This window comes from Pantoea coffeiphila (genome assembly GCF_016909495.1).
Taxonomy (GTDB): domain Bacteria; phylum Pseudomonadota; class Gammaproteobacteria; order Enterobacterales; family Enterobacteriaceae; genus Erwinia; species Erwinia coffeiphila.
The window spans coordinates 212392-235692 of record NZ_JAFBFW010000001.1 but is presented as its reverse complement, the minus strand read 5'-3'; the positions used below and the strand labels follow the sequence as shown (position 1 = coordinate 235692).

General features: G+C 58.2%; 22 protein-coding genes and 1 pseudogene. 10 read left to right on the top strand and 13 right to left on the bottom strand.

The features are described 5' to 3' along the window. Positions 1–109: 109 nt before the first annotated feature. The gene (gene hrpA, locus JOE09_RS01100) at positions 110–4009 is read right to left on the bottom strand and encodes an ATP-dependent RNA helicase HrpA (RefSeq protein WP_205064472.1); all 3900 of its coding nucleotides are present in this window, start codon (positions 4007–4009) and stop codon (positions 110–112) included. Positions 4010–4240: 231 nt separating this feature from the next. Here hrpA and JOE09_RS01095 point away from each other — a divergent pair, with 231 nt between their 5' ends. Next, positions 4241–4846 carry an FMN-dependent NADH-azoreductase gene (locus JOE09_RS01095; protein ID WP_123329755.1) on the top strand — a complete coding sequence of 202 codons (606 nt, stop codon included), beginning with the start codon at positions 4241–4243 and terminating at the stop codon, positions 4844–4846. A gap of 110 nt (positions 4847–4956) precedes the next feature. On the opposite strand, the gene JOE09_RS01090 is transcribed toward JOE09_RS01095, so the two are convergent. From JOE09_RS01090 to JOE09_RS01080, 3 genes are read right to left on the bottom strand one after another with little or no spacing between them, the layout of a single operon-like run. Next, a complete protein-coding gene (locus JOE09_RS01090; protein WP_205064471.1) occupies positions 4957–5286 on the bottom strand; it encodes a YdbL family probable chaperone protein in 330 nt (109 codons plus the stop codon). A gap of 10 nt (positions 5287–5296) precedes the next feature. Then, positions 5297–5488 (bottom strand): YnbE family lipoprotein, encoded by a 192-nt coding sequence (locus JOE09_RS01085; RefSeq protein ID WP_123329751.1) that lies wholly within the window; start codon positions 5486–5488, stop codon positions 5297–5299. Continuing rightward, positions 5472–8102, bottom strand: coding sequence for a YdbH family protein (locus JOE09_RS01080; RefSeq protein WP_205064470.1), 2631 nt, complete (start codon positions 8100–8102; stop codon positions 5472–5474). Before JOE09_RS01080 ends, JOE09_RS01085 begins: the two co-directional genes overlap by 17 nt. A gap of 193 nt (positions 8103–8295) precedes the next feature. Here JOE09_RS01080 and JOE09_RS01075 point away from each other — a divergent pair, with 193 nt between their 5' ends. Further along, the gene (locus JOE09_RS01075) at positions 8296–9282 is read left to right on the top strand and encodes a 2-hydroxyacid dehydrogenase (protein ID WP_205064469.1); all 987 of its coding nucleotides are present in this window, start codon (positions 8296–8298) and stop codon (positions 9280–9282) included. 35 nt (positions 9283–9317) lie between these two features. Here the strand turns inward: JOE09_RS01075 and JOE09_RS01070 are convergent, their stop codons facing one another. Continuing rightward, on the bottom strand, positions 9318–9584 hold the full coding sequence (locus tag JOE09_RS01070; RefSeq protein ID WP_105594738.1) for a putative hemolysin: 267 nt from the start codon (positions 9582–9584) through the stop codon (positions 9318–9320). Between the two features lie 186 nt (positions 9585–9770). Between JOE09_RS01070 and JOE09_RS01065 the strand changes: the two genes are divergently transcribed. Further along, a complete protein-coding gene (locus tag JOE09_RS01065) occupies positions 9771–10427 on the top strand; it encodes an MgtC/SapB family protein (RefSeq protein ID WP_105594677.1) in 657 nt (218 codons plus the stop codon). 102 nt (positions 10428–10529) lie between these two features. Continuing rightward, complete coding sequence (locus JOE09_RS01060; protein WP_200543649.1) at positions 10530–10817, top strand: putative quinol monooxygenase; 288 nt, start codon at positions 10530–10532, stop codon at positions 10815–10817. Positions 10818–10892: 75 nt separating this feature from the next. Here JOE09_RS01060 and dbpA read toward each other — a convergent pair whose 3' ends face one another. After that, positions 10893–12272, bottom strand: coding sequence for an ATP-dependent RNA helicase DbpA (gene dbpA, locus JOE09_RS01055; protein WP_205064468.1), 1380 nt, complete (start codon positions 12270–12272; stop codon positions 10893–10895). 341 nt (positions 12273–12613) lie between these two features. Here dbpA and JOE09_RS01050 point away from each other — a divergent pair, with 341 nt between their 5' ends. The 4 genes and pseudogenes from JOE09_RS01050 (at position 12614) to JOE09_RS01040 (ending at position 15102) form a co-directional block, all read left to right on the top strand. After that, a complete protein-coding gene (locus JOE09_RS01050) occupies positions 12614–13150 on the top strand; it encodes a M15 family metallopeptidase (RefSeq protein WP_205064467.1) in 537 nt (178 codons plus the stop codon). 140 nt (positions 13151–13290) lie between these two features. Next, positions 13291–13383 (top strand): annotated as a pseudogene (locus JOE09_RS26410) (hypothetical protein); the annotation flags it as partial. Positions 13384–13453: 70 nt separating this feature from the next. Then, the gene (gene ttcA / locus JOE09_RS01045; RefSeq protein ID WP_205064466.1) at positions 13454–14383 is read left to right on the top strand and encodes a tRNA 2-thiocytidine(32) synthetase TtcA; all 930 of its coding nucleotides are present in this window, start codon (positions 13454–13456) and stop codon (positions 14381–14383) included. A 23-nt stretch (positions 14384–14406) separates the two neighbouring features. Further along, positions 14407–15102 carry an HTH domain-containing protein gene (locus tag JOE09_RS01040; RefSeq protein ID WP_205064465.1) on the top strand — a complete coding sequence of 232 codons (696 nt, stop codon included), beginning with the start codon at positions 14407–14409 and terminating at the stop codon, positions 15100–15102. A 7-nt stretch (positions 15103–15109) separates the two neighbouring features. On the opposite strand, the gene ynaL is transcribed toward JOE09_RS01040, so the two are convergent. Together ynaL and zntB are read right to left on the bottom strand one after the other, a co-directional pair. After that, entirely contained in the window at positions 15110–15256 is a 147-nt protein-coding gene (ynaL, locus tag JOE09_RS01035; RefSeq protein ID WP_200543658.1) for a proline-rich small protein YnaL, read from the bottom strand. 276 nt (positions 15257–15532) lie between these two features. After that, on the bottom strand, positions 15533–16516 hold the full coding sequence (gene zntB / locus JOE09_RS01030; RefSeq protein ID WP_205064464.1) for a zinc transporter ZntB: 984 nt from the start codon (positions 16514–16516) through the stop codon (positions 15533–15535). A 269-nt stretch (positions 16517–16785) separates the two neighbouring features. Between zntB and JOE09_RS01025 the strand changes: the two genes are divergently transcribed. Together JOE09_RS01025 and JOE09_RS01020 are read left to right on the top strand one after the other, a co-directional pair. Beyond that, positions 16786–18180 carry an amidase gene (locus JOE09_RS01025; protein WP_205064463.1) on the top strand — a complete coding sequence of 465 codons (1395 nt, stop codon included), beginning with the start codon at positions 16786–16788 and terminating at the stop codon, positions 18178–18180. A gap of 112 nt (positions 18181–18292) precedes the next feature. Then, entirely contained in the window at positions 18293–19240 is a 948-nt protein-coding gene (locus JOE09_RS01020; protein ID WP_205064462.1) for a helix-turn-helix domain-containing protein, read from the top strand. On the opposite strand, the gene JOE09_RS01015 is transcribed toward JOE09_RS01020, so the two are convergent. From JOE09_RS01015 to JOE09_RS00995, 5 genes are all read right to left on the bottom strand, one after another. After that, positions 19241–19828 (bottom strand): ANTAR domain-containing response regulator, encoded by a 588-nt coding sequence (locus tag JOE09_RS01015; protein ID WP_205064461.1) that lies wholly within the window; start codon positions 19826–19828, stop codon positions 19241–19243. A 148-nt stretch (positions 19829–19976) separates the two neighbouring features. After that, a complete protein-coding gene (locus JOE09_RS01010; RefSeq protein WP_105594685.1) occupies positions 19977–20681 on the bottom strand; it encodes an ABC transporter ATP-binding protein in 705 nt (234 codons plus the stop codon). Beyond that, complete coding sequence (locus JOE09_RS01005; protein WP_205064460.1) at positions 20674–21399, bottom strand: ATP-binding cassette domain-containing protein; 726 nt, start codon at positions 21397–21399, stop codon at positions 20674–20676. The genes JOE09_RS01010 and JOE09_RS01005 overlap by 8 nt, the downstream gene beginning before the upstream one ends. Further along, complete coding sequence (locus tag JOE09_RS01000; RefSeq protein ID WP_205064459.1) at positions 21396–22427, bottom strand: branched-chain amino acid ABC transporter permease; 1032 nt, start codon at positions 22425–22427, stop codon at positions 21396–21398. The genes JOE09_RS01005 and JOE09_RS01000 overlap by 4 nt, the downstream gene beginning before the upstream one ends. Continuing rightward, entirely contained in the window at positions 22427–23296 is an 870-nt protein-coding gene (locus JOE09_RS00995; protein WP_205064458.1) for a branched-chain amino acid ABC transporter permease, read from the bottom strand. The genes JOE09_RS01000 and JOE09_RS00995 overlap by 1 nt, the downstream gene beginning before the upstream one ends. Positions 23297–23301: the final 5 nt, after the last annotated feature.

Here is a 23301-nt window from a genome sequence, read left to right as displayed (position 1 = left end):
GTACCCGTTTGCATCAGCCGTCTCGTATACGGTCATACAGCGTTAAACAGATTCAAACCCGGCAAACGTTTCGAGAGCGATCGCCGGAACGACCGCTCTCTTTTTATGACTAGACGACGAGCTGTTCCATCGCCTGGGTAATCCGTTTTTCCGAAACGGGATACGGCGTGCCCAGCTGCTGCGCAAAGAAACTGACGCGCAGCTCTTCAATCATCCAGCGAATATCCTGCACGTCGTCATCGTCGCGCCGCTGCGGCGGCAGTTTGTTGAACCAGGTGTTCCACGCCTGCTCCACGTTCTGCACCTTGATCATCCTGGCGCGGTCGCTGTGGGGGTCCACCGCCAGCTTCTCCATGCGCCGTTCAATCGCCTGCAAATAGCGCAGCGTGTCCGCCAGCTTTTTCCAGCCGTTGCCGGTGACAAAGCCGCGATACACCAGCCCGCCCATCTGCGCTTTGATATCGGAAAGCGCCAGCGCCATGGTCATATCTACACGCCCTTTCAGCCGCTTGTTGATGTTGAACACCGCGGTGAGGATCTGCTCGACCATTTTGGCGATCTCCACCACCGTGTCGTTCAGCTCGGCGCGCACCACATCGTGCAGCCGGGTGTAGCCGGATTCCTGCCAGCTCGGGCCGCCGTGTTCGGCAATCAGTTTATCAATGCCGCAGGCGATGCAGTCGTCAATCAGATCCAGCACCTTGCCGTACGGGTTAAAGTACAGCCCCAGCTTGGCCTTGTTCGGCAGCTTCTCGTGCAGGTATTTGATCGGCGACGGCACGTTCAGCAGCAGCAGGCGGCGCTGGCCGCGCCACATGGCTTTCTGCTGTTCGTGCTGCGAGTCAAACAGCCGGATGGCCACGCTGTCTTTTTCATCCACCAGCGCCGGCCAGGCTTTCACGCTGTAGCTGCCGCGCTTCTGCTCGAAGTGGTCCGGCAGATCGCCGAAGCTCCAGATATGCAGACCGCTCTGCTCAAGGCCGTCGTCGGCCACCTGAGACAGGGTTTCCTGCACCTTGCCCTTCAGCTGCAGCTTCAGCGCATCGAGGTCTTTGCCTTCCGCCAGCTTACGGTTGTTTTCATCGATCACCCGGAAGGTGATTTTCAGATGATCGGGCACCTGATCCCACTGCCAGGCTTCGCGGTCCAGCGTCACGCCGGACATGCGGCGGAATTCGCGCTCGAGCGATTCCAGCAGCGGCAGCGCCAGCGGTTCAACGCGGCCGAGGAACGCTTCCGCATAGTTAGGCGCGGGAACAAAGTTACGGCGTAACGGCTTCGGCAGCGATTTAATCAGCGCGATAATCAGCTCGCGGCGAATACCGGGGATCTGCCACTCAAAGCCTTTTTCCTCCACCTGATTCAGCAGCGGCAGCGGCACGTGGACGGTCACGCCGTCGGCGTCCGCGCCCGGTTCAAACTGGTAGCTGAGCTTGAGTTTCAGGTTGCCCTGATGCCAGAAGTTCGGGTAATCCAGTTTGCTGACGTTCTCCGCGCCCTGGCGGATAAGCATCTCTTTGGCGAAGTTCAGCCGCTCCGGCTCGGTGCGGCTGGCATTTTTCCACCAGCTGTCGAAATGGCGGGCGGATACCACGTCGTGCGGAATACGCTGGTCGTAGAACTCGAAGAGGATCTCGTCATCCACCAAAATATCGCGGCGGCGGGACTTATGTTCCAGCTCTTCCACTTCTTCACGCAGTTTAAGGTTGGCTTTAAAGAAGCCGTGGCGCGTCTGCCAGTCGCCCTCCACCAGCGCATGGCGGATAAACAGTTCACGCGACAGCACCGGGTCAATCTGGCTGTAGTTCACCTTGCGCGCCGCGACGATCGGCAGGCCGTAAAGCGTCACCTTCTCTACGGCGATAACCGCGCCCTGCGCTTTCTCCCAGTGCGGCTCGCTGTAGCTGCGCTTAAGCAAATGCTGCGCCAGCGGTTCTATCCACTCCGGTTCAATGCGCGCAGCAATGCGCCCCCACAGGCGGCTGGTTTCCACCAGCTCGGCGACAATCGTCCACTTCGGCGGCTTTTTAAACAGCCCGGAGCCGGGGAAGATGGCGAAGCGGGCATTGCGCGCGCCGGTGTACTCCTGCTTGTCGCTGTCTTTCTGGCCAATATGCGAAAGCAGGCCGGTCAGCAGCGCGGTATGCACTTCGCGGAACGGGGCCGGTTCACTGTTCACCGGCAGCCCCTGTTCACGTACCACCTGGCGCAGCTGGGTATAGATATCCTGCCACTCGCGCACGCGCAGATAGTTAAGATAGTCCAGCTTGCACTGGCGACGGAACTGGCTGGATGACAGCGCTTTCTGCTGCTCCTGCAGATAGTTCCACAGATTAACAAAGGCGTTGAAATCCGACTCTTTGTCAGCAAATCGCTGATGTTTCTCGTCCGATGCCTGCTTTTTCTCGGCCGGGCGCTCGCGCGGGTCCTGAATCGACAGCGCGGAGGTAATAATCATCGCCTCGCGCACGCAGCCGTATTTTTGCGCTTCCAGCACCATTTTCGCCAGGCGTGGGTCCACCGGCAGCTGAGCCAGCGATCGACCGGATGAGGTCAGTTTATAGTGCTGATTATCATCCAGAGTGATCGCACCCAGCTCTTCCAGCAGGCGCACGCCGTCCTGAATATTACGCTGGTCCGGTGCTTCCACAAACGGGAAGGCGGCAATGTCTCCCAGCCCGAGCGAAGTCATTTGCAGAATGACCGAAGCCAGGTTGGTGCGCAGGATTTCCGGGTCGGTAAACTGTGGGCGGCTGAGGAAATCATCTTCGGAGTACAGACGAATACAGATCCCTTCGGAGACGCGGCCACAGCGCCCTTTACGCTGGTTAGCTGACGCCTGCGATACCGGTTCAATCGGCAGGCGCTGCACCTTGGTGCGGAAGCTGTAGCGGCTGATGCGCGCGGTGCCCGGGTCGATCACGTATTTGATGCCCGGCACGGTCAGCGAGGTTTCCGCCACGTTGGTTGCCAGCACGATGCGCCGCCCGACGTGTGACTGGAAGACGCGGTTCTGCTCAGCGTTGGAGAGGCGCGCGTAGAGCGGCAGCACCTCGGTATGCGGCAGATCGCGCTTCATCAGCGCGTCGGCGGTGTCGCGAATTTCACGCTCGCCGCTCATAAAGATCAGAATATCGCCACGGCTCTCCTGACCCAACTCATCCACCGCGTCGAAGATCGCCTGTAGCTGGTCGCGGTCGGTATCGTCAGCATCTTCCACCACCGGGCGATAGCGCACTTCTACCGGATAGGTGCGGCCCGAGACTTCAATCACCGGCGCATTGTTGAAATGGCGCGAGAAACGCTGCGGATCGATGGTCGCCGAGGTGATGATCACTTTCAGATCGGGGCGCTTCGGCAGCAGCTCGCGCAGGTAGCCGAGCAGGAAATCGATGTTCAGGCTGCGTTCGTGGGCTTCATCGATAATGATGGTGTCGTACTGCATCAGCAGACGGTCCTGCTGGATTTCCGCCAGCAGGATACCGTCGGTCATCAGCTTCACCTGGGTGGTGTCACCGACCTGATCGTTAAAACGAACTTTGTAGCCCACGCAGCCACCCAGCGAGGTTTCCAGCTCGGCGGCAATACGGTCGGCAACGGTGCGCGCGGCCAGGCGGCGCGGCTGGGTATGGCCGATCAGGCCGCGAATGCCGCGGCCCAGCTCCATGCAGATTTTCGGCAGCTGGGTGGTTTTCCCCGAGCCGGTTTCACCGGCGACAATCACCACCTGGTGGTCGCGGATGGCATTGGCGATGTCCTGCTTCTTCTGGCTAACCGGCAGATTTTCAGGGTAGTTAATGGTCGGTACGGCGGCACGGCGCTGGGCAATGCGCAGCTCGGCGGCGGTAAAATCCTGGTTTAGCTCTTCGGTAATCGCCTGGAGTGCGGCCGGGCTTTTAACTTTTTTTGCCCCGTGCAGACGGCGCTGCAGGCGCTGGCTGTCGCGCAGCATCAGCGAGTCCAGGCGCGGCCAGAACGCGGTCAGGGCAGATTGTGGTGTATCAGACATAGGTCAAACTCACTTTATTGCGCGGTTAACCGACAACATGGATGTATTGTGATAAAAAATTTTGCGTATAGTAGCACAGACAAGAACTTAGCGTTTTACCTGCGCGGCTATCCTTATTCAATATTTTCGAACATAGATAACAAAAACTCGCACTTACACTCACCGGCATATCGCAGTAGAGTGTTTCACATCAGGCGGACAGCATTCCGCGACTCAACAGGAAATGAAGACATGAGCAAAGTACTCGTTTTGAAATCAAGCATCCTCGCCGGTTATTCTCAGTCAGGCCAACTGGCCGATCATCTGGTTTCAGAGTGGAAAGCCGCTCATCCTGGTGATGAAGTCACCATCCGCGATTTAGCTGCAAACCCAATTCCGGTGCTGGACGGTGAGCTGGTTGGCGCACTGCGCCCTTCAGACGCTGAACTGTCTGCCCGTCAGCAGGACGCGCTGGCGCTGTCCAACGAGCTGATTGAAGAACTGCAGGCGCATGACACTATCGTTATCGCTGCACCAATGTACAACTTCAACATCCCAACTCAGCTGAAAAACTACTTCGACCTGGTTGCCCGTGCAGGCATCACTTTCCGCTACACCGAAAACGGTCCTGAAGGCCTGGTGAAAGGTAAAAAAGTGGTGGTTCTGACCAGCCGTGGCGGCATCCATAAAGATACCCCGAACGATCTGCTGACTCCGTACCTGACCATCTTCCTGGGCTTCCTGGGAATGACCGACGTGCAGTTCGTGTTCGCTGAAGGTATCGGTTACGGTCCGGAAGTGGCACAGAAAGCCGCTAACGATGCCAAAGACGCTATCTCTAAAATCGTTGCAGCCTGATTTTAATCACCGGTGGCAAATCGCTGCCGGAACGTAATAACAACGCGATGCCCGCTGCATCGCGTTTTTTTTGGCTATAGCAATGCTTTTCGCTACGGTCATACTTTTCGCTACGGCTGTTTTTTCAGCCACTGACCGTTGATCCCGCGCACGTACTCACCCGGTTTTGCCCGCGTCACCAGTTTTTGTCCGGCGATTCTGGCCACCTCGGCCGCCGTCATATTATTCTGCTCCGCCAGCAGCTGATACTGCCTGCTGCGGCCTTCGTTGATCTGTTTTACCAGCGCCTGAGTTTCCGCATCAGTCTGTCTGGGGGCAATATAGCCGTTAAGCGTTTCGCCCACCCGACCCTGCTGCCTCGCTTCGTCAAGCGTCAGCGCCATGGCACCGGAAGATATCAGCAGACAGCCCAGCAGGAGTGCTCTGTTCAGCAATTTCATGGTTTTATCCTCAGAACAGACCGCTCTGGTTTTTTAACAGCGCTTCCACGTCTTTATCGACCTTGATATGGATCTCGTGCTCGATTTTGACGTTCATATTGATGGTGATCGGTTCTTTCGGCGCCGCCACTTCAATGCGCGGAATACATCCGCTCAGCGACAGCATCGCGCCAGCCATCAGCAGGCTATTCAGGGCTTTCATCACGTTTTTCCTTCTGCGACGGCAGGGTGGCGTTATCTTCCACCCAGGATTGCAGGTTATCGCCAAAGCGCAGGCTGCGCCAGAGTTGAAACAGGTTTTCCCGCTGGGAGTAATTCAGCGCAACGCGCTGATCGCGGTCGCTAAATCGACTGGTGCCGTCGACTTTTGCCGTCAGGCTCATCCAGCCAAGGTTATCAAGGTCGAGCGTCGCCCAGCTGCGCGAAATTTCCATATAGCGCAGCCAGTCGATGGCCGCACCGGCAGCAATATTATTGCTGCTGATGGCATCGGCCATATCTTTATCCATACGTACGGTTAGCGGCCCGCTGTTGGCGATCCAGCCGTCCTTCACCAGCCACTGGCTGTTATTGAGGAACAGCGGCAGCTCGCCGTTGATATGGCCGGAAAGCGCAATCTGCTTGAGCTTCATCGCCGTAATCAGCTGCGACAGCGCAAGATGCTGCACGCGGATTTTTGCCGCCTCGGTCTGCGGCATCTGTAAACGGTCAAGGCTCAGCGTACCGCCCAGCATATCCAGGCTGACGTTGCTCAGGCTCAGCGGCTCCGCTTCGCTCCACGGATACCAGCCACGCAGATCCGCAGTAACATTCTGCATGGCAAACTGGTTTTTGATCTCGCCAATGCGCAGCGAAACCGGGCCGTGGGTGCCAAAGTACCAGCGGTGGGATTGCAGACGGAACGGCAGCGAGAAATCCACGCCGCTGAATTCATTATCCGGCAGCAGCGCGCGGCCGTTACGCACCAGCCAGTGGCCACCGGCCTCCAGTCCCTGATCGGCCGCGGCTGAAAATGCCACCTGCGCCTTCAGCGTACCGCTCTGGATCGACAGTTTGAGGTCCGGGCTGAGCAGCGGCTGAAAGACCCGCAGCGACTGTTCCGGCCACCAGGCCTGGCCGCGCAGGCGTTCGCCGTCCCAGCGCCCGCGTACCTGAACCGGACCGATTTTCTGCGCCTGGAGTGCGCCGTTAAACAGAAACGCGGCCGGATCGCGGCCCTTTACCACCAGGGTTAACGTTGAGGGCGGCAGATAGCCCCCGGCGCTGAAGCGGGTTTCCCGCGCTTTTAACGCCAGCTCGCCGTCGAAGGATGGATTCTGCTCATCGCGCTGCCAGCTGACGGGTTTCACCAATGTGAGGCGCGGCGCAGCCATGTTCACGCTGCCGTAGCTGATGCGATCGAAGCCGGTGGAAAGCGTGGAGAGTTCAATCAGCGAATCCTGCCAGCGCCCGGTGCCCGTCACATCCCATTTCGCCGCCAGCGGCTTCAGCCGCCCGTCGCCCCAGTAGCGCCAGCGCCATTCGCCTTTGTCCGGCCAGAAGTCGCTGGCCCGTCCGTCAAGGTGCAGGCGGAAATTGCCCATCTGCACGTCGTGCGCACTGAGTATCGCCTGCAGACGACCGTCGATCCCCGCTGAAGAGATCTTTACCCCGGCCAGCGGCCAGCGGGCTTCATCGACTTCCAGCGTCGACAGCAGGCGGCCTTTCATCCGCAGCAGCGCGCCGGGCAGCATTGCCAGCTGCGGATCGGCCAGCGGCCCGCGAAGTTCGCCCACCAGGCTGGCGTAAAACTGCAGCGCATCGAGTTTGCTTTCGCCGTAAAGGCGCAGTGGCAGGCTGCTTTCCTGCCAGTCCAGATGCCCCGGCCCCACCGACAGCACCACGTTGCCTTTGCCGCCGCGCCCTGAGGTCAACAGGTTCAGACGGCCGCTAAGCTGAGTGGCGGTCAGCCCCTTCTGCCAGTTTTCTGCCAGCAGCGAAACCCCGCCGGAAAGCGGCTGGGTGCCCCACGGCCAGCTCCAACTGCCCTGCTGTATCTGAATATTCTGCGGAGTGATCTGCCACGGCAGATCCAGCAGCGGCTGTGGCTGATTTGCCGCGTTGACGCGTAAGGTGCCGCTCTGCTGCTGCCAGTCAAGCTGCACATTCAGCGGCTCCGCAATGCCGTCCAGCGCCAGATTGCCATGCAGCACGCCGCTCTGCGGCAGCGCATCAGGAATGCGCGGCAGCGTCAGCGTACCGTCAAGCGTGACCGGCTGAGCGATACCCGGTGCCAGTACGGTCAGGGTTTTTAGCGTCAGCTGCTGCTGCCGCAGTTCAGCCTCAAGAGAGAGATTGTCACCTTTATAGTGCAGCTGCTGGCTGTCGGGTTCGAAATCAAGCTGGAGCTGCCCCGCCCACTGCGGCCAGGGTTTGAGGGTCAGCTGGCGGATGGTCACGCTGGCACCGGGCAGCATCTGCTGCCATTCAGCCAGCGTGCGGGGAGCATCCTGGCTGTCACTGGCCGGGAGTTTGGCCGCGCACTCGCTGTCGATAATCACGCTGTCTGCGTTGGCCACCCAGCGCTGGTGGCGGTAGCTGAGCGAGACGTTTTTCACCGCCGCCAGTTCGCAGTCGCCGATAGTGTAGTGGACGCCGGGCAGGCTCAATGCACCGTGCTGCCAGCGCGGCCCGCCATCAAGGGAAATGGTGGTATCGTTCGGCAACCACAGCCCTGCCAGCCTGGGCAGCCACTGCGTTACCGTGAGTAAAAGTCCTGTCAGCAGCAGGATCGCTGCCAGCAGCGCGGCAAGCGCGCGTTTCCAGCCCCTGTTCATGGCAGCAAAATCCTGTTCGGTCCGTGATTATCAACGAAATGATGGCACGGAATCGCTTCATCGTGAAGTTTTTCACCGTTTTACGGTGGATTCGATGCTTTTTGCAGCAGTAGCCACCATCAGGTTCTCGCTCGCTGAGAATAGTTGATAAACTGCAGTTATTCATTCTGCAGCGGTAAAAGGAACTATAACGATGAAACTTGCGGTGTACAGCACCAAACAGTATGACCGGAAATACCTGGAACAGGTGAATCAGGATTTCGGTTTCGAGCTGGAATTTTTCGACTTCCTGCTGACCGAACGTACCGCGAAGAACGCCACGGGATGTGACGGCGTGTGTATTTTCGTCAACGACGACGGCAGCCGTAAGGTGCTGGAAGAGCTGGCGGAACTGGGGGTGAAGTTTATCGCGCTGCGCTGCGCCGGGTTCAACAACGTCGATCTTGATGCGGCCAAAGAGCTGGGAATGCAGGTCGTTCGTGTGCCGGCCTATTCACCCGAAGCGGTGGCTGAGCATGCCGTTGGCATGATGATGACGCTGAACCGCCGCATTCACCGCGCGTATCAGCGCACCCGCGATGCCAACTTTTCGCTGGAAGGCCTGATTGGTTTTAACATGCATGGCCGTACCGCCGGTGTGATCGGCACCGGTAAGATCGGTATCGCCACCCTGCGCATCCTTAAGGGATTTGGCATGCGCCTGCTGGTTTCCGACCCTTATCCTAATCCACTGGCGCTGGAGCTGGGTGCGGAATATGTTGATGTGAAAACGCTGTTTGCCCAGTCGGACGTGATCAGCCTGCACTGCCCGCTGACCCCGGAGAATCATCATTTGCTCAACGAGAGTGCCTTCGCGCAGATGAAAGATGGCGTGATGATTATTAATACCAGCCGCGGCGGCCTGATCGATTCGCAGGCAGCCATCGACGCGCTGAAAAAACAGAAGATTGGCGCGCTGGGAATGGATGTTTACGAGAACGAGCGGGATTTATTCTTTGAGGATAAGTCGAACGACGTGATTCAGGACGACGTTTTCCGCCGTCTGTCAGCCTGCCACAACGTGCTGTTTACCGGCCATCAGGCGTTTCTGACCGCCGAAGCGCTGACCAGCATCGCAGAGACCACGCTGCAGAATCTGCGGCAGCTGGAAAAAGGCGAGCCCTGCGCTAACCAGCTCTGAGTCAACCACCGCCCCCGCTGCCTACAGGCGGGGGTTTAACGGGCGCAGGTGCCGTTAAGTAATGCACTCTCGCCGCAGCGACGGCCGTTCGCCAGCTGACACATTCCTACCGAAGATCCATCCAGCTGACGTGAAAGCGCCAGCGTTCCACCTGCATTCTCACAATTACTCGCTGCCAGATCGGCCATTTGTACTCTTGCCGGGACGTGTGCGGCGGTTGCCTGCTGCGGCGGCTCGTTGTCGCTGCTACAGGCCGACAGCACCAGCGTTGCCGCTGCAAGCAAAAAAGTGGCTGCTTTCATTGTGTAAACTCCGATCGGTGAAGGGTCAAAGGCGCCAGCCAGCATATGCCAGGTTTTGCGACAGGTCGATAGCTGTCATCCAATTTTACAAAATCAAAATTGATAAAATATCAATACCCTCAGGTCTTAATTTACAATTGATAAGAAAAAATTAAGGAAAATCTTTACAATACAGGAGGATAGATAGTGGTCTTCGACTTATTACTGCGCATCGCGCTTGCCGGTGCGCTTGGCGGTCTGATCGGCATGGAGCGGCAGCTGCGCTCGAAAGAAGCCGGGCTGCGCACCCACGTGCTGGTGGGGATTGGCAGCGCGATGTTTATGATCGTGTCTAAGTATGGCTTTAGCGATATCCTGGGAGCCTCGCATATCGAGCTGGACCCCAGCAGGATCGCTGCTCAGGTCGTCAGCGGCATGGGTTTCCTCGGTGCCGGTACTATCATCATTCAAAAACAGATGGTCAAGGGGCTGACCACCGCCGCCGGGCTGTGGGTCACGGCGGCTATCGGGCTGGTTGTCGGAAGCGGCATGTATGAGATCGGCATTTACGGCACCCTGCTGGCACTGGTGGTGCTGGAAACCTTCCGCCGTATCAGCTACCGATTTATCGGCCGTAATCTTACCCTGATCTTCCAGCTTAAGCCTAAAAGCGTGCCGCTGGTGCTGATTGCCCTACAGCGTCGGGAAGTACGCACCGGCAAAGTCATCCTCGCCCACCGCGACGCCGAAACCGGACTGTGTGAAATGATGGTGGATGTGACATTGTCACGAAAGGTGGTACCGGAAAAAATGTATGACGTACTGCTGGAGATAAACGGCGTACAGTCGCTGGAAATTCATTAGCCACAAATGCTCATGGCAAAAAAAGCGTAAACGGTTACTCTTACAGCCAGGCCTGTTTGTGTCTGGCCCTGCGCCAGCAACGTTTTTTAAATGGAGATTATAATGTCTGAGAAATCCGTACTGATTATCGCCACATTTTCCGCTAAGCCGGGCAAAGGCGATGCGCTGTTTGACGTGTTGAACCCCTGTGTGGCACCGAGCCGCCTTGAGGCCGGCAACGTACATTACGATCTGTACCGCAGCGTAGAAAACCCGGATTCGTTCCTGTTCCACGAAACGTGGAAAAGCCATGCGGCTATCGAAGAACATGAAAAGCAGCCGCATTTCCTGAAACTGATTGCCGGCGTTGAATCCCTGCTCGCCGCGCCGCCGGTGATTACCAAGATTTAATCGCCCTTTCGATCGGATAAAAAACGGCCCCCGGATTTCACCCGGGGGCCGTTTTGTTTTGTGCAGCTGACGGCTTTACTTGACGATGCGGGCGCGGCAGGTTTTCCCTTTAATTTTCACCTGCGTAAGCTGCTGCATCACCTTGCGCACCAGCTCCTGACGAATTGCCACGTAGGCAAGCGTAGGCGCGATATCAATTTTACCCACCTGATCGCCGCTCAGCCCGCCGTCACCGGTCAGCGCCCCCAGGATATCACCCGGACGGATCTTGGCTTTACGCCCGCCGTCGAGGCTGATGGTGGTCATCTCCGCGCGCAGCGGTTTTGGTGCCACGGACTTCAGTTCACTGACGTTACGCCACGCCAGGCGCTGCTGCAGGAAATCTTCAAGCGCGTGGGCGCGCTGCATTTCATCCGGCGCAACGAAGCTGACCGCACAGCCCTCTGCGCCAGCGCGGGCGGTACGACCAATGCGGTGGACGTGAACTTCCGGATCGAACGACAGCTGGTAGTTCACTACCATCGCCAGCGATTTGATATCCAGCCCGCGCGCCGCAACGTCGGTCGCCACCAGCACCCGGCAGCTGCCGTTGGCAAAGCGCACCAGAACGCGATCGCGCTCGGCCTGTTCCAGATCGCCGTGCAGCGCCAGCGCGCTGATCTGCGCATCTCCCAGCGAGGCGGCAATGTCATCACATTCGCGTTTAGTGTTGCAGAACACCACGCAGGAGGCGGGCTGGCGATCGCTGAGCAGGCCGGTCAGCGCGCTCATTTTCTCACGCGCGCTGGCTTCATAGAACGTCTGCTCAATGGACGGCAGATCGGAAACGTCGCCGGTTTCCACCGTCAGTGGATCGCGCTGCACGCGCTGACTGATGCGGGCGATGTCCTCAGGCCAGGTGGCGGAGAACAGCAGCGTCTGGCGCTGCTGAGGGCAGTAGCTGATTATCGCGTCGATATCATCGCGGAAGCCCATCTCCAGCATCCGGTCGGCCTCGTCCAGCACCAGCGTAGCCACGCCGTCCAGCTTCAGGGTTTCACGCTTAAGGTGCTCCAGGACACGCCCTGGCGTACCGACAACCACGTGCGGCGCATGCAGCAGCGAATCACGCTGCGCGTTCATCGGCTGGCCACCGCACAGCGTCAGGATTTTGATATTGGCGGTAAAACGCGCCAGCCGACGCAGCTCTTTCGACACCTGATCAGCCAGTTCACGCGTCGGGCACAGCACCAGCGACTGAGTGACATACTGGCTGACGTCCAGCCGGTGCATCACGCCAAGGCCAAACGCGGCGGTTTTGCCGCTGCCGGTTTTTGCCTGCGCGCGTACGTCACGCCCTTCCAGGATCGCCGGCAGCGATGCGGCCTGTACCGGCGTCATGGCCAGATAGCCAAGTTCATTAAGGTTTTCAATCTGGCTGGCGGGCAGCAGGTTCAGGGTAGAAAAAGCAGTCACGGGTATAATCTCTGATAAATCGGGCGGGAATTTTGCCGCTGATTGTAGCAGATAATCCGCTGGAAACGTTACTTTCAGGGTCAAGACTGCGCAGCGGCAGGGTTTGAGGCTTCGCGCAGTTATTGTTGCGTGAAGTTTGTACAATACACATGTAAAACTTGCTCTACTCAATATTATCGCGTTTTTGACACAACGATTTGGCGGAAAAAACTACATCAAATTCCTAAACCTCATTCCATACTCACTGGTAACCTGACTAAATGACGACCAATAGCTACAGTTAATTTGTCCCTCTGATGGGATATCCCCTACCGTACAATGACATTGTATTGGAGCTAAATATGGCTGCCGATCTGGACTTAGTGAACCCTGAACTTAAAGACAAAGTTTTAAAAGTGATAGCACTATGCAAACTTGAAGGCTGCGAAATGAGACCAGGCACAGGTCTTCGCGATCCCTTTGAGCAAGGCAGGCTATGGCGTCAGTCTCGATCCATAGAGGAGATAACGAACAGAATCAGTATGTTCAAAAAACAGGGCGCCAATTTCCTCGCTCATTGCATCGAATCGGTAGGCCCACAACACGGGATAAAGGTCACCAATACCCCACCAGGCCTGTCCTGGCATCAATGGGGGGAAGCCGTTGATTGCTTCTGGTTGGTTAATGGCAAAGCTGAATGGTCTCCGGATATTTTCATTAAGGGAGTGAATGGCTATCACGTTTACACCGATGCTGCGCTGGATACAGGCCTGAATCCCGGGGGTATTTGGCATAATAAAGACTGGCCTCACGTCCAAATCAGAGATAAAGATACAGGTGTCCTGGACGTATATAACATTCTGGATGTAGACAGGGAAATGGAAGAAAAATTTGGATAAAATGCCTCTCGAGCACAGGTCGTTAATCACCATATCCCATTATTGACCAGTCGCTTAATGGGAACAAACCTTTAAACCCAGCTGCAGCTGGTTGTCAGCCGACACCATTGTTACTGGTAGATAATCACGATCTTCGACGGGAGCAAAAATCGAACCACTCTGGTAGTAGAGATGCAAGATGGAGTTCTACTGTAAAACGTGCTGGTATTCGGCGTCGTAATCCGTACCATAGCACGCCAGTCAGTTTTCATGCCGGGCCTGCCGATGTTCTCGCCCACTTCTGCAATACGAGATAGCAAATAAATGCAACCGAATCCGGAAACCAGTAAAAAAGAGCAGTACAACCTCAACAAGCTCCAGAAGCGCCTGCGCCGTAACGTCGGCCAGGCGATTGCTGACTTTAATATGATCGAAGAGGGTGACCGGATTATGGTGTGCCTTTCCGGCGGCAAGGACAGCTACACCATGCTGGAAATTCTGCGCAGCCTGCAGCAGAGCGCGCCGGTTTCCTTCTCGCTGGTGGCAGTGAACCTCGATCAGAAGCAGCCGGGTTTCCCGGGGCATATTCTGCCGGAATATCTGGAAGCCCAGGGCGTGGAATATAAGATCGTCGAAGAAGACACTTACGCCATCGTTAAAGATAAGATCCCGGAAGGCAAAACCACCTGCTCGCTCTGCTCCCGTCTGCGCCGCGGCATTCTGTACCGCACGGCAACCGAACTGGGCTGCACCAAGATCGCTCTGGGACATCACCGTGACGATATCGTGCAGACGCTGTTCCTCAATATGTTCTACGGCGGAAAAATGAAAGGCATGCCGCCGAAGCTGATGAGCGACGACGGTAAACATATCGTTATCCGTCCGCTGGCCTACTGCCGCGAGAAGGACATTGAGCGTTTCGCCATCGCCCGTGAATACCCGATCATTCCGTGCAACCTGTGCGGCTCGCAGCCTAACCTGCAGCGTCAGGTGATTGGCGATATGCTGCGCGACTGGGATAAACGCTATCCTGGCCGCATCGAAACGATGTTCAGCGCCATGCAGAACGTGGTGCCTTCGCATCTTGCTGATACCGAACTGTTCGACTTCAAAGGCATCGTCCACGGCAGCGAAGTTGTTGGCGGTGGCGATCTGGCCTTCGATCGCGAAACCCTGCCAATGCAGCCCGCCGGCTGGCAGCCGGAAGATGAAGACGACGCGCCCGTTCGTCTTGATATCCTTCAGGTCGGCTAAGCTCAACGTTTCACGGAGGAAGTGTGTCGCGATCGCAACGCCTGCTGGATCTGCTGCAGTTACTGCGCAATCACCGCTTCCCCGTTCCCGGCGCTCAGCTCGCTGCCACGCTCGGCATCAGCCTGCGCACTTTGTACCGCGATATTGCCACGCTGCAACAGCAGGGTGCGGATATCGCCGGTGAGCCGGGTATGGGCTACGTGTTAAAACCCGGCTTCACCCTGCCCCCGCTGATGTTCAGCGAGGAGGAGATCGAAGCACTGGTGCTCGGTTCGCGCTGGGTTGCCAGCCGCACCGACACCGGGCTGAGCCAGTCGGCCAAAAGCGCACTGAGCAAAATAGCCGCCGTGCTGCCTGAAGACCTGCGCCACAGCCTCGACAGTAACGGGCTGATGGCCGCGCCCTCCGCCAACCCGCTGATTGAAAGCGTGGATTTTGTTGCCATCCGGCGGGCAATCAGGCACGAACTGACGGCGACCCTCACCTATCGCGACGGCAAAGATCAATCTTCCCGGCGCGTTATCTGGCCGTTTCTGCTGGGCTATTTCGATAACCTGCATATTCTCGGCGCGTGGTGCGAGCTGCGCGGCGACTTCCGCCATTTCCGCACCGACCGTATTATCTCCCTGGAATTAAACACCACCCGCTATCCCCGCCGCCGTGCCGCGCTGATCAAGCAGTGGCGCGAGCAGCAGTTCCCGGACAGACCGGCGCAGTAGCCCACGCTCAGTAATGTGCGGGCGGATCGATAATCGGGTCGGGGTCGACCGGCGGCGGATCGGGCATGGGCTGTGGCGTGGGTATCGGCCCGGGAACGGGTACGGGATCGCTGAGTGGTTCAGAACCGCGAATAGCATCAGGCTGCTTAGTCATTTTGCTGTCCCCTCTGTTTTCAACGCGTGAACGTTAAGCGTAGGACATCCTGGCGGGCTGGCAAACGGGCAAAAAAAAAGCCGGCTCGAAGCCGGCGTCGTACGAATTAAATGTGCTATGCATTAATTCTAAAAATGAAGTAAGACAATTATGGAGCGCAACGCCCATCGCTTGACGTTGCATTCACCTGCGAGAGAGAGTTTGCCCTTAACAACGTCGCCAGTTATTGACGTCGATCAGTTTTAAACGCCTTTACCCCACAATAATTTGTCCTCTTCACAACCATTTACGCCGCTTTAACCACCACGCAACGCCCAACACCAGGATTGCTAACAGCAGGCAGAAAATACCAAAACCAAAGCGCCAGCTGCCGCCCGGAATGCCACCAAGGTTGACGCCAAACAGGCCGGTCAGGAAGGTCGTCGGCAGGAAAACCACCGCCATCAGCGACATGGTATAGGTGCGGCGGTTCATCGCCTCGGCCATCACCGAGCTGATTTCATCGGACAGCACTCCGGTCCGCGCCACGCTGGCATCCAGATCGTCCAGCCCGCGCCCCAGTCGGTCGGCTATATCCTGCATACGGCGGCGGTCGTCATCGCTCATCCACGGCAGCCGCTCGCTGGCCAGCCGCGAAAACACATCCCGCTGCGGCGCCATGTAGCGGCGCATAATAATCAGCTGTTTGCGGATCAGCGCCAGCTCGCCGCGCGGTGGCACCTGCTGATCGACAACCGCATCCTCCAGCTCGATGATTTTATCGTGCAGATCCTCAATAAATTCGCTGGTGTGGTCGGTCAGCGAGTCGCAAACGTCCACCAGCCAGCTGCCGCCGTTATGCGGACCGTTGCCGTTTTGCAGATCGGTCAGCACTTCATCAATGGCAAACACCTTCCGCCGCCGGGTTGAAACAATCAGCCTGTCGTTGATAAACACGCGTATCACCACCAGCTGATCGGGCCGCGATTCGCTGTTCAGATTGACGCTGCGCAGGGTGATCATCGTACCGTCGCCCAGACGGCTGACGCGCGGCCGCATGCTGTCGCCGCCGAGCGCATCGCGCACGTTGTCCGGCAGCAGCGGCGTGGTGGTCAACCATTCGGCGCTTTCGGGATGGGTGTAATTCAGGTGCAGCCAGCACGGATGGTCACACGTGAGTACTTCACTGTCGGCAATCGGGATCATCCCGCCGTGGCCGTCCAGCTGACACGAGATAATCGCATCCGATACCTGTAAGGATTTACCTGCTATAGCGTCCACCTTTTGCCCCGCTTTCAACATAATCAATACGATACAGTCTAGCGCGCGGGGCAGCAGTTGCAAAATATTGCACTCGTGAACAATGGTTAGAAAACATGACAGCGGCAATGTCTTCCACGCCCCGCCCCGCCTCACCTTTGCCGCACTGGCACTTCTGGCACACCCTCTGTCCGCCATAGCATAGCCAGCTTTGGCGGCCTGATTTACGTTGGTGATCAGCATATTGTCTGCTTTCGCAGGCATCATTCCCTTCAGGAGATCAGGCCACGATGAACAACCTGCATTATAAAAGCTTGCTGGAAACAGGCCGACTGATTCAGTCGAAAGAGATTGCTTCCGTTGAAGTGACCACCGCTCTGCTGGATCGCATCGCCTCGCTGGATGCCGATTTACATAGCTATTTTTATGTGATGCGCGACAGTGCTTTGCAACAGGCGGCAGAAGCCGACCAGGAAATCGCACAGGGGATCATCCGCGGCCCGCTGCACGGCGTGCCCATTGCGCTGAAGGATCTGATCTGGACCAAAGATGCCCCCACCAGCCACGGCATGCTGATCCACCAGTCGCATTATCCCACGGAGGATTCCTCCATCGTCACGCGCTTCCGCGCCGCCGGGGCGGTGATCCTCGGCAAACTAAAACAAACCGAAAGCGCCTTTGCCGATCATCACCCGGAAGTTGTTCGCCCGGTTAACCCGTGGGGTTCCGCGCTGTGGACCGGCGTCTCTTCCAGCGGTTCCGGCGTTGCCACTGCGGCCGGGCTATGCTTTGGTGCTATCGGCACCGATACCGGCGGTTCGATCCGCTTCCCCTCCAATGCCAACGGTCTGACCGGTATTAAGCCAACCTGGGGGCGCGTAACCCGGCACGGTGCTTTCGAGCTGGCGGCCTCCCTCGATCATATCGGCCCGATGGCGCGATCCGCCGCCGATGCCGCGGCCATGCTGCAGGCGATTGCCGGTCGCGATGAGCAGGACCCCACCTCCAGCATCGAGCCGGTGCCCGACTACCTTGCTCTGATGACAAGCGGCATAGGTAAAATGCGCATCGGTCTGGATAAAACCTGGGCGCTGGAAAAAGTGGATGAGGATACCCGCCGGGTGCTGCAGGAGGCGATCGCCACCCTGAGCAAGCTGGGTGCGACCTTCGTGGATATCACCATGCCGGACACCGAGCAGGCGGCCGAAGAGTGGAGCCCGCTGTGCGCGGTGGAAACGGCCTTCGCACATCGGCAAACCTATCCCTCGCAAAAAGATCAATACGGGCCAGGACTGGCGGGCCTGCTGGATCTTGGCCACAGCGTCACCGCCCTGGAATTCCAGCGGCTGCTGCTGAACCGCGCGGCGCTTCGCGGCACGATTTCTGCCCTGTTCGGCCAGGTTGATCTGATTATCGCCCCGGCTACTGCCTATGCCGGTTTAACCTGGGACACCATGACCCGCTTTGGTACCGACAAGGCACTGTTTAATGGCGTGCTGCGCTATACCAGTGCATTCGACTCCAGCGGCCATCCGACCATTACGCTGCCCGGCGGCAAAACCGCTGTCGGTGCGCCGGTTGGCTTCCAGCTGGTTGCCGCGCATTTTGATGAAGTCAGTATGATTCAGGCTGCCTGGGCCTATCAGCAGGTGACCGACTGGCATCAGCAGCACCCCGCGCTGTAATTCCCATCTGTTACCGCCCCGCTGTCTGGGGCGGTACTCCGGCAGGAATGGTCTGGAGTTTGCATGTTTTCTGCTGATTTCACCTTTTACGCCACGTCCGGGGGATCTGACGATGAGAGAAAATTTCACCACGGAGCATTTAGAGAACCGGCACCGCTTCGACGCCTGGCGCGATGCCGTCTGTTCTCGCCTGATCAAGGCAGAGGCAAAGCAGGTGCAGGCGGGCATGTTTTCCGGCCGCTTCAGCTACGGCATGCTGGGCCAGTTCGATATCGCCAATCACGTTTCGCAAGCGTCGATGATGTGGCAGAGAACGCCCGAATGCATTCGCCGCCACCCGAATCCCGATTTTTATCTCGGCTATATTTGTGAAGGCAGCGGCCGCCTGCGGCAGAATAACAATGAAACGCAGGTCAGCGCCGGGGATATGGTGATCTACGACGCCAGCTCGCCGTTCCATTTCGCCATGGAAAACGTGTCGATGAACATCATCCATCTGCCGCGCCATCTGATTGAAAAAGAAGCCCCGGCGATTGCGGCAATGTCCGGGACCTCGCTGGATCTCTCCCGACCGGGCATGGTCGCGCTCAGGCATATGATTGATGAGGCCTTCCGTTTTAATGCCGCCGAAGAAGGCAGCTGCCTGACCGAGCAGTTCGCCAATACGCTGTTTACCGTGATTTCCGTCGGCCTGAATCTGCAAAAAAGCGACGAGGGATTAAAACCCAGCCTCTATTCCCGCGTGATGAGCTATCTGCGCCAGCATTTGCAGGACCACGATCTGTCGGTGGCGCAGATCGCCAACGCCCATCATGTTTCTCCTCGCACCCTCAGCCGGGTATTTGCGGCCAACGGCACCACGCCAATGAACTGCGTCTGGCACGAGCGCCTGCTGGCCTGCCATAAAGCGCTGGCGGAAGGCAAAGCGCGAAACATCACCCAGGTGGCGCTCGATCACGGCTTCAGCGATATGTCCCATTTCAGCCTCGCCTTTCGCAAGGCCTTTGGCTATACGCCAAGCAGCCTGCTGCATTCGGCCAGCGGCCAGCCCGGCAGCTGATTATTTTTGCAGACTATTGAGCACCCGTTCCGCAGTGAATTCCAGACTGCTGCGGGTGTTCATCGCCTCTTTACGCATAAATCCGTAGGCCCCCGACTCATCCAACCCGAAGGTTTGCATCAGCACGCCTTTCGCCTGCGCCAGACTGTCCTGCCGAGCCCTGGCCTGCTGTTGCTTATGCAATCGGTCGCGCAGCGTCTGCTGTTCCTGCGCCGCACGCAGCCTGGCTACGATCTGAATAATCAGCGAGAACGGGTCGGCCTCGCGCGCTGAAATCGCATCCGGCTCCAGCGCCAGCAGCAGCGGAAACAGCTGCCCGTCCTGGCAGTCGGCCAGGGCAAGCACCGGGGTCTGTACGCCGCGGTAGTGCCGGAACAGCGGCGCGATCGACGCCTGCTGGTGGCGATCGACGGCAATAATCGCCAGGTCAGCTTCAGGAGGAAGGCTCGCAGGGATCGGCCAGTCGTGCCGCACGTGGCAGCCAAGCTGGGTCAGCGAAGTACAAAAGGCCCGCATACCCTGGGTATGAGGATGGAAAAGATGCAGCCGAACGCCGGAAAGCGCGGCAAGTAAGGATTGCTCAATCATGAATCACCCTGTCTTGTCCGGGATAGTGATGCTTCACAATAAGCAACCCGACAGGCCAGCGCTTTGTTTGCTCTGCCTGCCGCTGTGTCGTTTGGGACAGAGGCAGGCTGCCGGTCAGCCAGAAGGATGGCCACCGGCAGCAGCCGACTCAGGCATTAAACCCCAGATATTGTTCCGCTACCCGGGCGCTGGGCGTGGTTGCCGGGTCGATCTGGCGGACGATTTGCCCCTTTTCAATCACGTGAATACGATCGGAAAGCGCGTAGAGGAACTCGATGTCCTGCTCAACCAGGATAATCGAGATATCCATTTCATGGCGCAGCCGCTGGAGCGTGTCGATAATTTCTTCGCAGATATTCGGCTGTATCCCTTCCGTCGGTTCGTCCAGCAGCACCAGCTGCGGCCTGCCGCACAGGCATCGGGCCAGCGCCAGCAGCTGCTGTTCACCACCTGACAGTGCGCCGCCCGGCTGCGCCAGCAGCCGCTTCAGGCGCGGGAAAATATCCAGCATCTGCCCGATGATTTCTTCAGCCCGCGAGAACTGCTTAACGCATCCCATACGCAGGTTTTCCTCTACGGTCAGCTGCGGAAAGATTTGCCGCCCCTGCGGAACGAAGCCGATGCCCGCCGCCGCCCGCTGATGCGGCTGGTAGCCGGTAATATCGATACCGTTTAGCGCGATGGTGCCCTGCCATGCGGGCAGCTCCCCCATGATGGTGCGCAGCAGCGTGGTTTTACCCATACCGTTGCGGCCCAGCACGCCGGTAAAGGATTTGGCACCGATAAACAGCTCGGACAGGTGCAGCACCGGAATTTTATTGTAGCCGGAGACCGTTTGTTTCATTTCAAGCATGTTTAATCTCCAGATTGCCAAGGTAGGCTTCTTTGACGCGCGCATCCTGAGTGACCTGGCTGAAGGTGCCTTCGGCCAGCACCTCGCCCTGGTTAAACACCGTCACCTGCTGCGCGATCATGCCGATGAAATCCATATCGTGCTCAACCACCACCACCGTACTCTGCTGGTTAATCCGCTGAATCAGCGCGGCGGTTTTACGCACTTCGTGGTGGGTCATTCCGGCGGCGGGCTCATCCAGCAGCACCAGCTGCGGGCGCGAAATCAGGATCATCCCCAGCTCTACCCACTGTCGCTGGCCGTGGGCCATTTCGGAGAGGATGTCATTCTGCCGATCGCTGAGGCCGATATCCTCCAGCACCCGATCGACTTCGCCCGCGACCGCCGCTTTATCCATTTTGTTCGCGGCGGCGAGCCACAGATTTTCCGCCACGCTCAACCCTTCAAACACGCTGGGAACCTGAGTTTTGATGCCGATACCCAGCCGGGCGATTTCCCACGGCCGTTTACCGGAAATGACCCGATCGCGATAGCGGCACTCCCCGCGCGTGGGCGTCACCTGGCCGCTGAGCATTTTAAAAAAGGTGCTTTTCCCCGCACCGTTAGGGCCAATCAGGCAGCGCAGTTCGCCCTCGTTCAGGGTGAAGTCCACCGCTTTCACCGCATGAACACCACCAAAGCTGACGCCCATCTGGTGCGTCTGAAGTAATACGCTCATGGTTTCACCTCTTTCACCTGTACGGAGGAAGCCGGCGCGGCAGGCCGACGCTTGCGCCGCCAGATCCGCTGCAGGCCGGGCAGAATGCCGCCGGGAATTAACAGCACGAACAGGGCGAGGATCACGCCAAGGACCAGATTGACATCAACCGTTTGCTGCGCGCCCAGCCGGGTCACCATCCACTGCAGCAGCATGCAGCTGATCACCGGGCCGAGCAGCGTTCCGCGGCCGCCGACGATTACCCAGATAATGATCTGCGCTGACTGGCTGATGCTGAACACGCCGGGGCTGACAAACGCACCCCAGTTAACGTACAGACACCCTGCCAGCCCCGCCACGGCAGCACCGATGGCAAAGGTCACCAGCTTGTGGGCCGGAACGTTATAGCCCAGCAGGCCCGCCCGCTGTTCGTTTTCGCGGATCGCGACCACCGTTTTGCCAAAGCGACTGAGCAGTACGAACTTCAGCAGCGCGTAGCACAGCGCCAGGCAGGCTGCGGTGACGATAAACAACGCTTCCGGCGACAAGATAGCGTCCGGCTGGAACGGAACGTTGAGCGTCGGCACCGAGGGAATGCCGTTAAAGCCGCCCAGCAGCGCCTCGCCGATATGGTATTCACTGCCCGACGTGGAGTTGATCCAGTTGAACAGCACCAGACTGACCGCCAGGGTGATCGCTCCCAGATAAACGTCGCTGACGCCGCCGTAGAAAATCACATAGCCCAGCAGCACGGAGAACAGCGTTGGCAACAGCACCGCCATCACCACCGCCCAGGTGGAATCCCCCCAGTTGATGGCGCAGACCGCATAGGTATAGGCCCCGATGCCAAAGAACGCCGCCTGGCCGAAGCACAGAATGCCGCCGTATCCCCAGATAAAGGCCAGGCTTAGCGACAGCAACCCCATCACCAGAAACACGGTGAGGGACAGCAGCGTGTAAAGCTCAATCACTCCCGACAGCCAGCACGCGACCAGCACCACCAGCAGCGCGGTCACCACGATCTGTAGCTTTTCAGCAAGCATTTTCATTACAGCGATCTCCTGAAGAAACGGCCGGTGATGCCCTGCGGCAGCAGGCGCAGCAGCACAATGGCGCTGAGCAGCAGCGCTACGGCACCAAACACCGGCGTGGAGAGATAGGTCACCAGCTGCGAGATGGTGCCAAACAGCGTGGAAGAGGAGAGCGTACCGGCAATAATCGCGCTACCGCCGCCAATCACGGTGATAAAGGCTTTGGCGATAAAGCTGACGCCGATGGTTGGGATCACCCCGGTGATCGGTGCAAGCAGCGCGCCGCCCAGCCCCGAGAGTGCCGCGCCCAGCCCAAAGGTCAGGCTGTAGATTTTGCCGGGATTACTGCCCAGCGCGGCGGCCATTCGCGCGTTTTGCATGGTGGCTCGGGCGCAGAGCCCGAGGGTGGTAAACCGCAGCAGCAGCCACAGGGCACCAATCAGGCACAGCGCGAAAAGGATGATAAACAGCGAATAGCCGCTGGTGGTGTAGCTGCCCACGCTCACCGCCGGCAGCGGTGCGCTGATCCCCAACGTGGTGTTACCAAACGCCATCGTGGCCGCGCCAATCAGCGCCAGGCTCAGCCCCCAGGTGGCCAGCATGGTATCGATCATCCGGCCATAAAGGTGGCGGATGATAATGCGCTCAATAACGATGCCAAAAATGCCCACCGTCAGCGGAGCGACCACCAGCATCGACAGCCAGATCGGAATGCCAAGGTGATTGGTGGCCAGAATCGCGCTGTAGCCGCCGAGCATCATAAATTCGCCGTGGGCCATATTGACGATTTTCATCATGCCGAACACCACCGCCAGCCCCAGGCTCATCACCACCAGCACGGCAATGGCATTGAGAACCTCAATGCCGTAGATAATCAACAAATCCATAGCCG

Excerpts from the sequence above, each read along its gene's own strand:
- JOE09_RS01015 (WP_205064461.1), bottom strand. The coding sequence starts at position 19,828 with ATGATTGAGCAATCCTTACTTGCCGCGCTTTCCGGCGTTCGGCTGCAT.
- JOE09_RS01075 (WP_205064469.1), top strand. The coding sequence starts at position 8,296 with ATGAAACTTGCGGTGTACAGCACCAAACAGTATGACCGGAAATACCTG.
- JOE09_RS01050 (WP_205064467.1), top strand. The coding sequence starts at position 12,614 with ATGGCTGCCGATCTGGACTTAGTGAACCCTGAACTTAAAGACAAAGTT.
- JOE09_RS01010 (WP_105594685.1), bottom strand. The coding sequence starts at position 20,681 with ATGCTTGAAATGAAACAAACGGTCTCCGGCTACAATAAAATTCCGGTG.
- JOE09_RS01070 (WP_105594738.1), bottom strand. The coding sequence starts at position 9,584 with ATGAAAGCAGCCACTTTTTTGCTTGCAGCGGCAACGCTGGTGCTGTCG.
- JOE09_RS01025 (WP_205064463.1), top strand. The coding sequence starts at position 16,786 with ATGAACAACCTGCATTATAAAAGCTTGCTGGAAACAGGCCGACTGATT.
- ttcA (WP_205064466.1), top strand. The coding sequence starts at position 13,454 with ATGCAACCGAATCCGGAAACCAGTAAAAAAGAGCAGTACAACCTCAAC.
- JOE09_RS01090 (WP_205064471.1), bottom strand. The coding sequence starts at position 5,286 with ATGAAATTGCTGAACAGAGCACTCCTGCTGGGCTGTCTGCTGATATCT.
- ynaL (WP_200543658.1), bottom strand. The coding sequence starts at position 15,256 with ATGACTAAGCAGCCTGATGCTATTCGCGGTTCTGAACCACTCAGCGAT.
- JOE09_RS01095 (WP_123329755.1), top strand. The coding sequence starts at position 4,241 with ATGAGCAAAGTACTCGTTTTGAAATCAAGCATCCTCGCCGGTTATTCT.
- JOE09_RS01085 (WP_123329751.1), bottom strand. The coding sequence starts at position 5,488 with ATGAAAGCCCTGAATAGCCTGCTGATGGCTGGCGCGATGCTGTCGCTG.
- hrpA (WP_205064472.1), bottom strand. The coding sequence starts at position 4,009 with ATGTCTGATACACCACAATCTGCCCTGACCGCGTTCTGGCCGCGCCTG.
- JOE09_RS01060 (WP_200543649.1), top strand. The coding sequence starts at position 10,530 with ATGTCTGAGAAATCCGTACTGATTATCGCCACATTTTCCGCTAAGCCG.
- JOE09_RS01080 (WP_205064470.1), bottom strand. The coding sequence starts at position 8,102 with ATGAACAGGGGCTGGAAACGCGCGCTTGCCGCGCTGCTGGCAGCGATC.
- JOE09_RS01005 (WP_205064460.1), bottom strand. The coding sequence starts at position 21,399 with ATGAGCGTATTACTTCAGACGCACCAGATGGGCGTCAGCTTTGGTGGT.
- JOE09_RS01020 (WP_205064462.1), top strand. The coding sequence starts at position 18,293 with ATGAGAGAAAATTTCACCACGGAGCATTTAGAGAACCGGCACCGCTTC.
- JOE09_RS00995 (WP_205064458.1), bottom strand. The coding sequence starts at position 23,296 with ATGGATTTGTTGATTATCTACGGCATTGAGGTTCTCAATGCCATTGCC.
- JOE09_RS01000 (WP_205064459.1), bottom strand. The coding sequence starts at position 22,427 with ATGAAAATGCTTGCTGAAAAGCTACAGATCGTGGTGACCGCGCTGCTG.